At 29.4% G+C, this 16,503-nt stretch carries 13 protein-coding genes; 7 read left to right on the top strand and 6 right to left on the bottom strand.

Annotation, left to right across the window (positions count from 1 at the left end; genetic code table 11):
- Positions 1 to 72: 72 nt before the first annotated feature.
- The 5 genes from JOP69_RS14775 to JOP69_RS14795 all read right to left on the bottom strand — a co-directional run bounded on the left by JOP69_RS14775 (position 73) and on the right by JOP69_RS14795 (position 6,052).
- Positions 73 to 1,413, bottom strand: coding sequence for a RagB/SusD family nutrient uptake outer membrane protein (locus JOP69_RS14775; RefSeq protein WP_302850208.1), 1,341 nt, complete (start codon positions 1,411 to 1,413; stop codon positions 73 to 75).
- Positions 1,414 to 1,565: 152 nt separating this feature from the next.
- Positions 1,566 to 2,330, bottom strand: coding sequence for a hypothetical protein (locus tag JOP69_RS14780; protein WP_368377992.1), 765 nt, complete (start codon positions 2,328 to 2,330; stop codon positions 1,566 to 1,568).
- A gap of 243 nt (positions 2,331 to 2,573) precedes the next feature.
- A complete protein-coding gene (locus tag JOP69_RS14785; RefSeq protein ID WP_203391680.1) occupies positions 2,574 to 3,725 on the bottom strand; it encodes a hypothetical protein in 1,152 nt (383 codons plus the stop codon).
- Between the two features lie 28 nt (positions 3,726 to 3,753).
- Positions 3,754 to 4,956, bottom strand: a complete 1,203-nt coding sequence (locus JOP69_RS14790) for a carboxypeptidase-like regulatory domain-containing protein (protein WP_203391681.1) — start codon at positions 4,954 to 4,956, stop codon at positions 3,754 to 3,756.
- 190 nt (positions 4,957 to 5,146) lie between these two features.
- On the bottom strand, positions 5,147 to 6,052 hold the full coding sequence (locus JOP69_RS14795) for a FecR family protein (RefSeq protein ID WP_203391682.1): 906 nt from the start codon (positions 6,050 to 6,052) through the stop codon (positions 5,147 to 5,149).
- A gap of 308 nt (positions 6,053 to 6,360) precedes the next feature.
- Between JOP69_RS14795 and JOP69_RS14800 the strand changes: the two genes are divergently transcribed.
- The 3 genes from JOP69_RS14800 (at position 6,361) to JOP69_RS14810 (ending at position 8,204) form a co-directional block, all read left to right on the top strand.
- Complete coding sequence (locus JOP69_RS14800; RefSeq protein ID WP_203391683.1) at positions 6,361 to 6,729, top strand: RNA polymerase sigma factor; 369 nt, start codon at positions 6,361 to 6,363, stop codon at positions 6,727 to 6,729.
- A gap of 3 nt (positions 6,730 to 6,732) precedes the next feature.
- Entirely contained in the window at positions 6,733 to 6,909 is a 177-nt protein-coding gene (locus JOP69_RS18850; RefSeq protein ID WP_368378389.1) for a sigma factor-like helix-turn-helix DNA-binding protein, read from the top strand.
- Between the two features lie 293 nt (positions 6,910 to 7,202).
- Positions 7,203 to 8,204, top strand: a complete 1,002-nt coding sequence (locus tag JOP69_RS14810) for a TlpA disulfide reductase family protein (RefSeq protein ID WP_203391685.1) — start codon at positions 7,203 to 7,205, stop codon at positions 8,202 to 8,204.
- A 191-nt stretch (positions 8,205 to 8,395) separates the two neighbouring features.
- Here the strand turns inward: JOP69_RS14810 and JOP69_RS14815 are convergent, their stop codons facing one another.
- Positions 8,396 to 9,001 carry an RNA polymerase sigma factor gene (locus JOP69_RS14815; protein ID WP_203391686.1) on the bottom strand — a complete coding sequence of 202 codons (606 nt, stop codon included), beginning with the start codon at positions 8,999 to 9,001 and terminating at the stop codon, positions 8,396 to 8,398.
- 119 nt (positions 9,002 to 9,120) lie between these two features.
- Here JOP69_RS14815 and JOP69_RS14820 point away from each other — a divergent pair, with 119 nt between their 5' ends.
- The 4 genes from JOP69_RS14820 to JOP69_RS14835 all read left to right on the top strand — a co-directional run bounded on the left by JOP69_RS14820 (position 9,121) and on the right by JOP69_RS14835 (position 16,500).
- A complete protein-coding gene (locus JOP69_RS14820; RefSeq protein ID WP_203391687.1) occupies positions 9,121 to 10,263 on the top strand; it encodes a FecR family protein in 1,143 nt (380 codons plus the stop codon).
- A 113-nt stretch (positions 10,264 to 10,376) separates the two neighbouring features.
- Positions 10,377 to 13,886 (top strand): SusC/RagA family TonB-linked outer membrane protein, encoded by a 3,510-nt coding sequence (locus tag JOP69_RS14825; protein WP_203391688.1) that lies wholly within the window; start codon positions 10,377 to 10,379, stop codon positions 13,884 to 13,886.
- A gap of 10 nt (positions 13,887 to 13,896) precedes the next feature.
- Positions 13,897 to 15,312: a RagB/SusD family nutrient uptake outer membrane protein gene (locus JOP69_RS14830; RefSeq protein WP_203391689.1), complete on the top strand. Its 1,416-nt coding sequence runs from the start codon at positions 13,897 to 13,899 to the stop codon at positions 15,310 to 15,312.
- Positions 15,313 to 15,426: 114 nt separating this feature from the next.
- A complete protein-coding gene (locus JOP69_RS14835) occupies positions 15,427 to 16,500 on the top strand; it encodes a TlpA disulfide reductase family protein (RefSeq protein WP_203391690.1) in 1,074 nt (357 codons plus the stop codon).
- The last annotated feature ends 3 nt before the right edge of the window (positions 16,501 to 16,503 follow it).

Below are 16,503 nucleotides of genomic sequence, written 5' to 3' on the forward strand. Positions count from 1 at the left end.
ATATTTGGGTTTAATAAGAAGCCAAATTTTTTATTGGGCTTCTTATTATTAAAAAGTAAAATTTTGAAGAGACTAATCTCTAATGTTTTGTCCCATTTCTGGATTCTGTAGTATATATTTTTGTCCAATTGGAATAGCCCAATTATTACTTCCTGGTGCAAGTGTAAAGTTTTTGCCATTTAACGTTCTTGTTAAAGTAATATTGGCATTATCAAACTCATTATAGCGCTTTATATCAAAGAAACGTAGCCCATTACCTGCTAATTCCATACGTCTTTCTCTCTTAACCAATTCAAGAACTTCATTTTGAGCTGTGCTTGTAATTGGTGTATAGGCGTCCGTTGCAAACCTCTTTTCTCTTAAGGTGTTTAAATCATTTACAGCCAATGAAGTTTGCCCTAAACGTACATTACATTCAGCTCTCATTAATAATATTTCTGGTACTGTAAAACCAGAGCCTTTATATCCATTTATAAGATATGCTCCTAAAGCATAACTTTCGAAATCAGGAATAAAAGTCAAATCAAAAGTTGGTCCAAATCTTGAACTTCTTAAATCATTTGGCTCAAATAAGTCATACAATTCATTAGATGCTATTAATGTTGTAAAACGATTTCCTGAAGCTTTAAGCCATATAATTTCATCATCATCATAGCCGCGGTTAAGGTCATATACAATCACATTACCAAAAAAAGATCTTTCTGTAAACAAATTATAATCTTTTAAAGTACTATTAATTGCCAATGCACTATTAGCAGCATCTCTAGATTTTTCATATTCAGTCATATACAAATAAATACGTGCCAACAACGTATAAGCGCTTATTTTTGATGGTCTGTGTTTAAAAGAATTATCTTTAGGTGTTTCAGGCAAATCTTCTATAGCAGATTCAATATCTGCAATTATTAAAGCGTAAATCTCTTGCACAGAAGCTCTAGATAAATCAACATTTTCAAGATCTGTACCCAATCGTAAAGGAACGGCCAAATTATTTGCTGCTGTTGCTGGGTTATAATGTAAACCATGCATATTAGCCAAAGCAAAATAAGCTAAGGCTCTATGTACTTTTGCTTCGCCCACTAATTGCGCTTTCACATCAGCATCTCCACTTGTCTCCATTATTTCTTCTAACACAATATTTGTTACATAAATTTGACTATATAAACGTTGCCAGTCTGGATCCTCTCGATCATTATTATAAATGTTATCATTCCAAGTAAACATTTCTAGTTTTTCTTGTAACATACGTGAGGCTGAAATATCTGTTATTATAAAATCATCAGTCATGAAATCAGTCTTGTAATACCCTTCTGAAAATCCTTGTGATATACCTCCATAATCAAGATTTACTTGATCTAATAGTAATCTATAATCTTCAATTTTATTAGGGATTACTGTTCCTTTAGGCTCAATATCTAACTATTCTTCTCTACTACAAGATGAAAAAATGATTAAACAAATTATTATAAATATTTTTTTCATGATTGTTTTTTTTAAAAGTTTGCAGTAAAATTTAAAGAATAGGTTGGTTTCATAGGCCATATAAGGCTCTCTGGATCTTTCCCTCATTTATTAAATGTTATAACACCTAGGTTACGAGCTTGAAGACTTAACCCCAATTTATCAATACCTATTTCAGATAATAACTTACTATCTAAGTTATACCCTATAACTAACTCTTTAATTCTAATATGAGATGCCGAGTCTACGAATTGGTTTCCTTGGTTATAATATCTATAACCAGGGTTAAAAATATCAAAACTACCATCTGGTACTCTTGGTACAATGGTATTTGCTTCATCTCCTGGGTTTTTCCATCTGTTTTCAAAGTCTTTATGTATTTGACTAGAACTACCAAGACTGGAATAAGACATTACATCTGTGTTTCTAAATACATGTCCTAATTTAAAAGTGGTTAGCGCTTTTAGATAAAAGTTTTTATAAGTAAAGTTGTTAATCCAAGCACCATAATATTTTGGTGTTGTAGTGCCTTCAAAAATCAATGCATCAATGGTATCTATTTCTGCATTTTCTAAAACACCATTCACTGATTTTTCTCCGTCAACGTTAATTAACTCTCCATTTTCATTAAATGCTGTTGGGTTTCCATTTTCATCTAAGCCAGCATAGTTAAAGCTATATAAATAATTTAATGGATTTCCTTCTACTGGAGATCTAAATGTTAGTACATTATTTATGCTTCCACTGGGTACATCTACTTTAGTAACTTCATTTTTATTATAACTAAAATTAAACGTTGTATTATAACTAAAATCGTTTGAGTCTACCACCGCTGCATTTAAAGTAAAATCAACCCCTTTATTAGTCATCTCTCCTGCATTAATCAATGCCGAATTAAATCCTAAGGTTGAGTTAAATGCTACTTGAGATAATAAATCTTCACTTCTCTTGTTATAATACTCAATACTACCTGTTAACTTATTATTAAAAAAACCATAATCTACGCCTATATTAACTATATAGGTCTTTTCTAGTCTTAATAAAGGATTTTTTGCATTTGAAACGTATAAATATGGATTACCCGTTAAAAAATTATTATTAAAACTAGCTTATTAAAATGGACTTGTATTAGTGTCTACATTTCCATTACTACCATAAGTAGTGCTTAATGCCAACTTGCTAAAAACACCATCATTAATAAAATCCTCTTTAGTTAAATTCCATTTCCCTCCAATAGAAAATAAGGGTATATTTCTATATTCTTTACTACTACCAAATAAATTGGCATCGTCTAACCTTACACTACTAGTAAAGGTATATTTATTATTGTAGGTATAAGCTGCGTTTCCATAATAGGAAATAAATCTATCTTCATCTTCAAAAAGACTAGTTGGATCTTGTAAAGGTTGTGATCTAAAACTAAGAAGAGGTGTATATGATTCACCATAGGGCACATTTTTAAACGTTAATGCCTGTGGATCATAACCATACTGTGTTAATTCAGTGCTATTAACTTTTACTTTACGAGCTTCATAACCGGCTATAACATTAACCTTATGAAAACCGTTGTTAAATGATTTATCAAAGTTTAATTGTATCCTCCCTGAATATGATTTTCTATAATCATCTCCTTTAGTAATAATATATCCTTTAGGGTATGGACCTTCAAGCTCATTAGATTCGGAATTAAGCGTAGTATTTATATTAACTAAATTACGAACAAAATATGTTTCCTCATTATAAAGTCTAGATGTCTCATTACTGGTGTATTCATATTGATATGAGCCTTGTAAAAATAAATGATCAGTAATATCATACTTTAATGACGTTTGGATGCGAGCCATTGTTGTTTGTATTTTATTATTTTTATTTTCATGTTCTTGCAACAAGTTATAATCCCAATTATAAGGATAACCTTGAGCTTCCATACTTTCTTTAAATGGCTGATACAATCCTCTTGTTTGAACTAACTTGTTACCACTATCATCAATAATATTTTCGTAAATATGAGAAGATGAATAATCATTAAGTGACATGCCATTTAATTTTGTATTAGAGGTATTAAATGTTAAGTCTCCAGTAAAAGTTAAGTTTGACCCAATGTTTAAAACATTTCTAATGTTTGTCATAATTTCTTCTCTATTATTTCCTACAAACATATTCTGATTTTCATTCTTATTGTAAGTAACAGAACTTCTGTAAGTGTTATTTTCTCCCCCTCCTGAAATTGACACATTGTATTGTTTCCATGTTGGATTACCCATAAAAAGGTTTTCAAACTGTTTACTATTATTAATTAATCGCCTTTAATTTATTTATAATAGTATTTGCTTCGTTTTCAGAAATTCCACCATTTTCTAGAAGTAAATATGTTTCCAAACCTTTTCCTAAAGCAGTTTGGCTATAACTAGATGGTGTTGGCAATATTTCCCAACCGTTTTCAGCTTTATGTTTTTCTAGTTCTAAATAACTTTCTGTTGAAGCATTAGGATAATCACTTAAATTCTGATGAGGAGTTAAAGAAAAGTTTGTAGAAAACTCAATTGATGTTTTTTTGTTTTTTGAACCTTTTTTTGTTATTATTACAATAACACCATTTGCTGCTCTAATACCCCAAATAGATGCTGCTGATGCATCTTTTAATATTGTAATATCTTTAATATCATTTGGATTAATAGAACTTATTCCTTGCGTAATAGGAAAACCATCAACTACTATTAATGGTTCTTTTTCGGCATTTATAGTGCTTATTCCACGAATAATTGGAACCATGTTACCTTCTTCATCTAAATCAAAAAGTAAACCTGGAGCTTGTCCTTCTAACTTTGTTAATACATTTTGTGCTATTCTATTCTCTAATTGTGATTCCGAAATCTTATTAAATGAACCTGTAACTCTTTCCTTCGAAATTTTTTGATAACCTGTACTAACAATTATTTCTCCAAGTGTATTTACAGCTTCTTTAAGAGTGATGTTTATTACTTTTTGATTTTCTAGAAGTATTTCTTGAGTTTGGTACCCTATATAGGAAAATACCAATACACTTTTGGTATCAGGCACTGTAATGATGTAGTTTCCATCAAAATCAGAAGAAACCCCTTTTCTAGATTCTTTAACCATAATAGTTACTCCTGACAACGGAAAGCCTTGTTCATCAGTCACTTTACCAGTAACGGTTTGCCGTACAATTTCTTTTTTAGTAATAAGAATAGTATTATCTTCTGAGAATTGTACATTAAAATTAGTGCTAGGTATACTCTGGTTAAGTAGCTTGTTTACACTTATTATCCCCTTTTTGAGATGTACCTTTGGTAGATTATTAAAAAGTTTTTCTGGATAGAGAAAACTATATTCTGTTTGGTTCATGATCAACTCAAACATCTGATCAATAGTAGCTTCTTTATCAGCCTCAATGGTTACTTTTTTTTGTGCTAAACTTATTTCAGTATTGAAGCTGAAAACAGTGGTACATAAGAGAAAAATGAATGTTCGCATAATTGTTAATAGAATCCGCTTTCGATTGAAAGAACGGAAGTTAATTAATTTAATTTCCATAAATTTGCTTAGTTTTAGTTAGACATTTGTTTAATTATTGCATGTGAGGGACGAAGCTTGATGCACGTCGAAATGTTTAAACTTCGTTCCCTTTTTTTATATTTATGAGACTGTATTACCTCAATTGTATTTATTCTAGTATTACTTTTTTATTGTTGATTTGATAATTATTTATGATGTCGAAATTTTTAATAGTATTTAGGATATCTACAATATTTTGATTTTTTCTAATTTTACCTACAAATCTTACTTTTTCTAATTCTTTATTAGCAAAAGTTACATCCATATCATACCAGCGAGATAGTACTTGCATTATATCTTTAAGGTTGTGTTTTACTATAAACTCACCTTTAACCCATGCTATTTCACTTTTAACATTAATATTACTAATTGATGTTTTATTGTTTGTTTTATCAATATTAAATTGTTGATTAGGTAATAAAGTTTGTGTTTTTTCTGGAGTAACTACAGCTACTTTGCCCTCTATTAATGTAGTATAAATGGCATCTTCATCTCTGTAAGCTTTTACATTAAATTGGGTACCTAAAACTTCAATCTCTTGTATATTTGTAAGTACTTTAAACTTACTACCATTATGGTTTGTGCTTGGAGATACATCAAAATAAGCTTCACCATATACCAATTCTACTTTTCTTGTTTTACCTCTAGTGAAATTTGTAGGATACTTTAATTTAGATTCAGAATTTAACCAAACATCAGTTCCGTCTGATAGTTTTACGTGATATTGACCTCCTCTTGGAATGGTTAAATAGTGGTATGCAATTTCTGATTCATTAGGTGCTGTTTTATAAAAAATTTCTTCTCCGTTGCTTTCTGTGTTTTTAGACTTGTAGCGTTTCCCTTTTTCTAAAACAACGTCTGTACCATCACCTAATGTTAGCGTAGCTTTGTCTGTACCAATTTTAATATTATTGTTAACTATAATTGGTTTATCTGTAAAGGCTGAATTGTCTTTAATTAAAAAGAAATAACCAGCAGATATAAATATTAAAACAGTAGCAGCATATTTTAACAAGGTGTTTATTTGAAATTTCTTGTTAGTTTTTAAATTAAACTGTTTTAGTGCTTTCTCAGAACTAAACTTTGTGTTTGAGTTAATGAGGTGATTTAAGTGAATAAATTCTTTAAATTGGTTTTTATTGTCATCATTTTTAAGAAATTCTAGAAGTTGTTCAGCTTCATCATTACTCCAATTACCTTCAATATATTTTATGATTAAGGATTCTAGTTTTTCATTTTGTAAATGCGATATTTATAGTTAAGTAGTAAAAAATATAAAAAACCCTATGTTATTTTTTAAATTTTTTATCATCTTAATAAAATATGGGAAATAAGGTTAATTCTTTTCATAATTCAATAAAAGATATTGATGAAAGTTCTTTCCATGAACTTTATTCATATTATTTTAAAATTCTTTGCGTCTATTTATTAAGTTTTACCTCGGATAAAGATGTTATTTATGATGTTGTTCAAGATTCATTTTTATACTTATGGACTAATCGTAAAAAGATAGTTATTACAACATCTGTTAAAGCCTATCTTTATAGAATGGTTTATAATAGGTTAATGGATAATTACAGAAAAAACAGCAAGAGAAATGCGACACTTTTAGAATACCATAAAACGTATCTTGATGAAGCTATACAAGTTGATGATAGTTTAACGGAAGAAAGACTACTTAAGCTAGATTAATGTATCGAGAAACTTCCCAAAAGATGTAAAGTTGTGTTCTATAATAAAAAATTTAAGGGTGAAAAAAGCAAAGAAATTGCTACTAATCTTGATATTTCAATTAAAACTGTTGAAGCCCATTTAACTAAGGCCTATGTTATTTTACGAGATTGTTTAAAGTTAAAAAAAAATCTATTTTAAATTATTGAATTATAAAGCAACAACCTATATGCTAAGTTCTATTTCAAATTAAAAGCATAGAGTACCTTTATTTTAACCATACCTGTTACTATAATTTTACCTTCTAACTCTTAAAAAAAAGGTGTATTGTCAAGTTATTTATCCTTATTGAATCCTTCTAATATAATTTATCACAAACATTTAAGAAGGATTTAACAATTATAAACTAAGGGGAAATTAGATTTGTTTTGTGCTATATAGAGTAAACAGCAGTTTGGTTGTATAGAAAAAAATAAATTCAAAATAATAAACAAATGAAAAAACTAATTTACCTAGTAGCAATCGCTTTAGTAATTGTTTCATGTAAACAAGAAGTACCTAAAGATTACTTAACCTTTTCTGGAACAATTACAAATCAAAATTCCGATTCTTTAATTATTGCACAACGTAATATTATTAAAACAATTAAAGTAGATGCTAATGGTGTATTCTCTGATACTCTTAAAGTTGAGCCAGGAAACTATATTTTCTTTGATGGAAAAGAAAGAGCATCTATATTTTTAAAAAACGGATACGATTTAAAAATAAGCTTAGATGCAAAACAGTTTGACGAGACTTTAAAATACGAAGGTGTTGGTTCGGAGGCAAATAATTATTTAGCTAAAAAAAGAACTTTACAAGAAAAACTTATAGATTATGAAGCGCTTATGAACATGTCTAAAACAGACTTTGATAATAAAATGGCTTCAAATTCAAAAGAATTTAAAACACTTTTAATGAGTGTTAAAAATTTAGACTCTATTTTTATTGACTCTCAAGAAAAAGACCTTGAAGGTTTAAATAAACAGTTTACTTCTATGTTTGATGAGAAACAAAAATTAATTGCGTTAACAGGACAAGTGTCTCCTGAATTTTCTGATTACGAAAACAATGCAGGTGGAAACACATCTTTAGATGATTTAAAAGGAAAATATGTTTACATAGATATGTGGGCTACTTGGTGTGGACCTTGTAAAGCAGAAATTCCGCATTTAAAAAAGGTAGAAAAAGCATATCATGGTAAAAATATCGAATTTGTAAGCATATCTATAGATAGAAAAAATGCATACGATGCTTGGAAAAAAATGATAGTTGATGAAGAACTAGGAGGTATTCAGTTATGGGCAAAAGAAGATAATGCTTTTGCAGATGATTATTTGGTAACAGGAATTCCTAGATTTATTTTAGTAAGCCCAGAGGGTAAAATTGTAAATGCTGATGCGCCAAGACCTTCTAGCGAAAAATTAACAGAACTATTTAATGCATTAAACATATAAAAGTAAAGTCAATTATTTTTAATTGTTTTCGGTTACAAATTACCTTGGAATATAAGTTTTCAAGGTAATTTCTTTTTATAGATGTACCTCCATAATAATGGACATCGGTTTATCAAAAAAAAATATTTAGGTTGTCGGTTCCTGCAAAAAATAAACTTCAAATTAGTTGAGGAAAACAGCAATTAAGCTTCTTATATAACTTTATTACTTAGTTTTCTTTTAGATTTAAAACCCCATAAAAAGAAAAGATAAGTTTTAATTTTAGTAGTCAATTCAATTCTTAATATTTTAAAAGCTTTTGTAATTTGACCTTCAACAGTTTTAATTGAAATGTCTAAATGTTCAGAAATTTCTAAATTAGTTAGTCCATCTTTTTTACTCAGTGTAAAAATTTTTTTACATTTTGGAGGTAACTCTTCGATCTTATCATTCACTACTTTGAGTATTCTTTCTAGGTCGTCTTCATTAGTTTCGACAAAAGCTTTGTTTAAAGATTTTACAAATACATCTTCTAGATTGCTCATAGATTTCTTTTTATTATAAGCAGTAATAAATTCATTGTAAGCAGATTTATATAAGAAATTTTGAATAGAATAATCTTTATTAAGTCTTTCTCTGTATTCCCAAGTTTTTATAAATACATTCTGGATAATATCTTGAGCCATTGCGTGATCTCCACTTAAAGAAATAACATAAGCATTTAATTTTTTGTGATATTTTTCAATTAAAAAAAGATATGCCTTTTCATTCCCTTTCTGAAGGTATTTAATTAAAATATCATTATTGTTAAAATCCATTATTTGTGCTTATTTGGTTAATCTGTTTGCAAATATCTAAAAAAAATACAAAAACACTAAAAAAAAAGCAAGGGTTTTTATATTTGGTATAGTAATAATAAAAAAGAACGTCAAGAAAGATGGATTCAAAAGTGGAAAAAATAATTATAAATTACATTAATAAATCTTCTAATGTTAAAGAATTAGAGTTTTTAAGTGAATGGATTAAGGATGATGCCAATAAGGAAATTTTTGATTCTTATGTAAAAACTAATTTCCAAATTAATTTAGCTACAAGTCAAATTGATGATGCATTATTAAAAGATACTATTTCTAAAAAAATTAAGTATAAGAAAAGAAGCGTAATTAATTTAATTAAATATTCTGGTTATGCAGCGGCAATTGTAGTACTATTTGCGGTTTTAATAAAGAACACGAGTTATTTTAATGGAAACAAAAACTTAATTTTAAGTACAATAAAACCAGGAGAGGATAAAGCTATTTTAACTTTAGAGGATGGTGAAGAGTTTGTATTAAATAAAGCAACGGATGTAGTAACTGAAAAGTTTAAAAACGATGGTGAAAACCTTATCTATAATAAAGAAGATAATCACATAAATGATTCTAAAATTGCTTATAATTATTTAACCGTGCCTAGAGGTGGGCAATATCACGTGGTTTTATCAGACGGAACAGAGGTGTGGTTAAATTCAGATTCTCAATTAAAATATCCAGTTCATTTTAAAAAAGGTGAAACGAGACAAATCGAACTAGTTTATGGCGAGGCATACTTTGACGTTTCTCCTAGTTCTTTACATAATGGTTCTAATTTTAAAGTATTCACTAAGGAGCAAGAAGTGAATGTTTTAGGTACAGAATTTAATATCAAGGCTTATTCTTCAGATAATGCTGTTTACACTACTCTTATAGAGGGGAGCGTAGCTATTAGTAATTCTACTAATAATAGTTTGCTAAAACCAAACCAACAGGCTATACTTAAAAATAATAAATTAGACATTAATGTATCTAATATAGATGTTTACAATGAAATTTCTTGGAAAGAAGGCCTTTTTAGTTTTAAAGATAAAACGTTAAAAGATATTATGAATACGCTGTCTAGATGGTATAATATTGAAATAATCTTTAAAAATAAAGATCTTGAAAACGAACTTTTTGGTGGTGTATTTGATAAAAGTCAGGAAATAACCGAAATTTTAAGTTTGATACAAAGTACAAGTAATGTATCATTCAAATTAGAAAAAGGAAAAATTGTAATAGAATAAAATTTTAAAAAAAAGAGGAACAGAGTTTAGACATCCGACCGTACAATTCTCTGTTCCCTTAAATGTCGCAATAATTAATTAAAATGTTTAACTAACTAAAAACTATCAAATTTATGAAATTTATTTTTATTAGAGGTCCTATAGACTTTAGGAAAAAATCTTTACTATTTATTATGAAAACCTTCATCTTCTTAAGTTGCGCTTTAACATTTGGCTTTAATAGCAAAACTAGTTTTTCTCAAAATGTAAAAATTAACATTAAAAACAATCAGGAAATATCTGTGATTGATGTTTTTGAGCTCATTAAAAAAGAAACTGATTATAGGTTTGTTTATAAAACTAAAGATTTTAAAAATGCGCCAAAAGTTACTTTGAAAAAAGGAATTATTACAGCACATAATTTATTGACTAAAAGTTTGAGTTTTGGCCGTTTTACCTATGCATTAACGGCAGATAAAAGAATTGTTTTAAAACAAGGTGCTGCTATAAACAAAGCAATTTACCAGCAAACCATAAAAGGTAGTGTTAAAGATATAGCTGGCATTCCGTTAGCAGGTACTCATATTATAGTGTCAAATTCTGAAGGGGTCATTTTAACCGGAACATCGTCTAATTTCGATGGGGATTTTACTATAAGAGCATCAAAAGGAAATGTAGTTAAGTTTTCTTATGTTGGTTTTTTAACTCAAGTTGTTAAAATTAAAGACCAACAAGAAATTAATGTAGTCTTAAAAGAAAATGCAAACACTTTAGACGAGATAGTATTAAATACAGGGTATCAAAAAATATCTAAAGAACGCGCAACTGGTTCTTTTGAACAATTGGATAATAAAGTTTTGGGTATAAAAACTTCTCAAAATATATTTAATAAAATAGAAGGCGAAGTTGCTGGGGTTCTTTTTGATGCTGGAGATGGCGCTACAATTAGAGGTGTTAGTACAATTAACTCTGTAAACGATCCATTAGTTGTAGTAGATGGTTTTCCTATAGAGCAAGGCATAGAAACAATTAACCCTAACGATGTGGAAAGTATTACTATTTTAAAAGATGCGGCGGCAGCATCTATTTGGGGTATTAGAGCAGCCAATGGTGTTATTGTTATTGTTACTCGTAAAGGCACAAAGAATGCTAAGCCTACAGTAAGTTATTCTACTAGTTTTTCTATGACTAATAAATTAGATCTACATGATCAACCTTATGCATCAACAGAAAGTTTTTTAGAGTTTGAAAAGCATATGGCAGATAACGAATGGAGAACATTACCAAATTCTTTTAATTCTTCGAATATTAGTAAAGGATTAGAAACTTACTTATCATTAAATGAGGGAGTAATAAATAATGATGAGGCAAATGCTATTATAAATAATTTAAAAAATATTGATAGCAGAGGGCAATTTGAAGATCTTTTTATTTCTAACCAAACATGGTTACAACACAACCTAAGTATTGGTGGTGGTGGCGAAAACAGCAGTTATAGAGCTTCTTTGTTATATAATCAAAATAAAAATAATGGATCGTTTAAAAATAACAACAGTAATCAAATAGTTGCTAATATTAGCAATCATATAAAATTGTCTCCAAAATTTACATTTACGAGTAGAGTAAACTATTCTGAAACAAGATCAGGTAACAATGGAATGTCTCTTGCAAATGCATCTGGTTTAGATCAGTATCAAAATATTATTGATGAAAACGGAGATCGCCTAACGCAATCACAAGGGTTTTATCAAGAATTTAAAGATGCTCGAAGTGTAGATAATGGTTATCCTTATAATTGGGACTATAATTTACAGCAAGAGGCAGAAAACAAAAATAATAGTATAACTAATACACAAATTAGATTGCAAGCTGCATTAAATTATAAAATAACCGATCATATATCTTTTGAAGGTAGATATCAGTACGAAAAAGGAACCTATCAAGCAAGAAACCTTTATAATGAGAATACCTTTCAAGTAAGAAATCAAGTTAATATATACACTACAAATACAGGTACCGATGATGCAATTGCTAGTGCTATTCCTGCAGGAAGTATGTTAGATTTGAATATATACAATTCTGAATCTCAATCGGGTAGGTTGCAATTAAATTATAATCAATCATTTAAAAATAACTTACACAATGTTAGTGTTATTGGTGGTTATGAAGCAAGAAAAGTGCTTTCGGACTCTAATGCAAATAGATTATATGGTTATGATGATCGGTCATTAAATTTTGCAAGTAATATAAACTTTGCAGATAGGTTTCCTACGGTTTACTATTTTGGTCAAAACCAAATACCAAATTATGCTTCTATTACAGAAAATGAGAATAGATATATTTCTTATTATGGAAACTTTGCATATACATACGATAAAAAATACACCATTACAGGTAGTACTCGTTTAGATGATGCTAATTTATTTGGAGCAAGTGATAAGTACAAGAACATTCCGTTATATTCAATAGGTGCTAAATGGTCTATTCATAATGAGAATTTTTTTAAAAGCAATACCATTAATAATTTATCTTTAAGAGCTACATACGGTAGTAATGGTAACGTTAACAATTCAACAAGTCCTTTTGTACAAGTAGGTATTTCTAACGATCCTTATACAGGAAATGATTATGGATTTATTTCTAATGTTAAAAACCCAGAATTAAGACTAGAAAAAGTTTATGTAACTAATTTAGGTGTAGATTTTGGAATGTTTAACAACAGGTTAAATGGTTCTGTTGAATATTATCAAAGAAAAAGTGAAGATTTACTGTCTAACGTTATTTTTCCTTCAATATTAGGATTTAATTCTGCTCTAATTAACGCTGGAGCGATGGAAAATAAAGGAGTAGACATTTCTTTAAGAGGACTTGTAGTTAATAAAAAGGATTTTAAATACAATACAACCTTAAATTTCTCTTATAACAAAAATACTGTTACAGAAGTTGAAGTTCCTGAAGACACACCTTTTGCATATACTAGACTACGTTCTCCCTTAAAAAACAAACCATTACGTTATTTATACAGCTACCAATTTGAAGGCTTGAATGAGGAAGGAGCTCCTATGTTTTTAAATGAAAACGGAGAGCTAGTAAACAGAGATATAGATGTAGTTGAAGCACTTAAATACGAAGGTACTACAACTCCAAAAGTTTACGGTGGTTGGATAAACCAATTCTCTTACAAAGGTTTTACTTTAAGAGCATTAACTAGCTTTAAATTGGGCCATGTATTTAGAAATACAAACTTTATGGATTATGCCAATTTGCCAAATACTTTTAGCGGTAATCATTATATTCATAAAGATTTTGAAAGCAGATGGCAAAACCCCGGAGATGAAACTACTACAAATATTCCTAAAATACCAACTACAAGAACAGATGCTACTTTAGATACTTACCAAACGTATTACAGATATGGAAGTCAGCATGTAGATGATGCTTCTCACATTCGTTTAAGAGAGGTTGTTTTAGGGTATCAATTAGATGATAAAATAACACGTTCAGCAGGGTTTAACAGTTTGTACGTTAGTTTTCAAGCAACCAATTTAGCCTTAATTAATTTTAACAAGTGGAATGTTGATCCAGAGAGCTTAATTTTTAAGATAAGACCAACTTTTACGCTAAGTTTAAATGCTAATTTTTAAAATATAAATTATGAAAAACACTATATACATATTTTCACTTATACTACTTATATTTTCTTGTGATAGACAGGAGTATTTGGATATCGAACCTAAAGGGCGTGTCATTCCTAATAAAATAAATGATTACCGATTATTACTAGATCAAACCAAAGTGTTTGGTGGTGTAGGGGGAGCTCAAGTAATATCTCCGGGTTTTGTTAGCAGTTTTTACAACACAGAATTAGCGAGTGATGATGTAATGATAACTGATAATTTTTTAAGTTTTTATCCAGAAGGTTCTGCGTCTACTAATACTTTTATTTGGAAAGACAACATTTATACAGATGCAGAAGAAGATGGCGATTGGCAAAACTTATATGGTCAAATATATGTTACAAATATTGTAATTGATGATGTTCCAAATGCTATAGATGGTACTGTAAAAGAAAAGGATGCTTTAAAAGCTGAAGCATTGGCACATAGAGCATATGCCTATTTTTCTTTGGTAAATTTATATGGTTCTCATTACAATCCAGCAACTGCAAATACAGATCTTGGTGTGCCATTAAGATTAGGAACAGAACTTGTTGGAGTCGAGTATCCAAGAGCAACTGTTAATGATGTTTATACTGTTATTTTAGACGATCTAACTGAAGCTATAAAACACTTACCAAATACTCCAGAGCTAGTTCATCGTCCATCAAAAGCAGGTGTTTATGGTCTTTTAGCGCGTGTATATTTATATATGGGAGATTTTGAAAACGCAAGAGATGCTGCCGACAATGCATTAGCATTAAGCAATACATTGTTAGATTTTAATACCTTTCCAGATTGGTTTTTTCCTGACATAGCTAATCAAGGAGATATTCCACAAAATGATCCTGAAATTATTTGGCATAAAGAATCAGGTGCAGCTTATAGTGCTGCTATTGCATCTGATGATTATCTTAGTTTATTAGAATCTAACGATCAAAGAAGAAGACTTTTCGGGCCACCTTCAATATTCGGCTTATCTGGTCCAGAAAAAATATTCACCGTTGGATATGTTAGAACCTTTAAGCCTATTGGGCCATCTACAGCCGAAATGTTTTTAACAAGAGCAGAGTGTAATGTAAGATTAAATAGAGCAGATTTAGCTATTAATGATTTAAATACATTACGAGAAAAAAGAATGGATACTGGTACATACGAGCCAATAACAACTACAGATGAAGATGAAGTTTTTGCTTTAGTAAAAAAGGAAAGAAGACTTGAATTATATATGAAAGGTCACCGTTTTTTCGATTTAAAACGTTACAATGTGTACGATTCGCAAAAAACTAATATTATTCATACATACAAAGGAGAGACATTTACCTTAACAGCAAATAGTAAAAATTGGGCATTACCTATAGCGCAAAAATACATCTTTCAAAATCCAGAAATAGGAGAAAATAGTAGGGAATAAACTCCATATCAAATCCTTTTAAAACTTAGTAGCCAGAATCTAAAATATCTGGCTACTTATAAATAACAACCAAAGACTTTGGTGTCTTGTTACACCTATAAATAAAATTAAATTATGAAAAAATTAAGATTCATACCTGTTGCACTTGCCATTATTTTAAGCGGATGTAATACTAAGGAAAATAAAAAAGTAGACACTTGTACATTAGAAATTAATGTAGATGGTAATAGTACAGGGAAACTAACTATAGCTCCATACCAGCGTGTAGAAAGTATGGAAGCTTATAACGAGCTAACCATAACAGACTCTATAAAATCAAAAACTACAATAGTTAAAATAGATACCGTTAGTGCGGTAAGAAAAGTATCGATAAGCTACAATAAAAAAAACTATAGTACAGAGTTATTTACGGGTACAGGTACTTATGTATTATCTATAATTAACGATAGTCTTATTGTTAAAGGAGCTCCAAGACACGAGGAATATCTAAAAATTAAAAAGGCTTTAGGTATTGCTAAAATGGAAGGCCTAAAATATAAAAAAGATCTTACACCTGAAGAAGCTAATTTTAAAGCTAGTTTTTCAGATAAGTTAATTGCTGCAATAAAAGAGCATCCAAAAAACATTGCTTTAGCACAATCCGCTTACACTCAATTTTGGAATACAGACACCAATACTTTAGATCAAGTTTTAAATAGTTTTGACGCTAGTTTACAATCAAGTTACTTTTTAGAGCCATTAGTAGAAAGAAGAAAGAATTTAGATTTAGTAACTATGGGTAAACCTGCTCCTTTATTTACTCTTAAAAGTTATGATAATAAAGATGTATCTGTAACAGATTATAGAGGTAAGTATTTATTAATCGATTTTTGGGCATATTGGTGTGGGCCATGTATTAAAGGGTTTCCAGAATTAAGAGAGATTAGAGAAGCTTATTCTGAAGATCAATTAGCAATTTTAAGTATTAGTACAGATAAAAACTACGACAAGTGGATTAATGCTGTAGACAAACACAAATTACCTTGGACACAGGTTATTGATGATGAAAAACTACCAGTAAATATAGGGTCTAAATATGCTGTAGTAGGCATCCCTCATTTAGTTTTAATTTCGCCAGAAGGTAATATTGTTTACAAACATGATTATCACGATGTTTTAACTGATGAGTTAAAAAACTTTCTAAAATAATTA

It is taken from the genome of Polaribacter sp. Q13 (assembly GCF_016858305.2).
Lineage (GTDB): Bacteria > Bacteroidota > Bacteroidia > Flavobacteriales > Flavobacteriaceae > Polaribacter.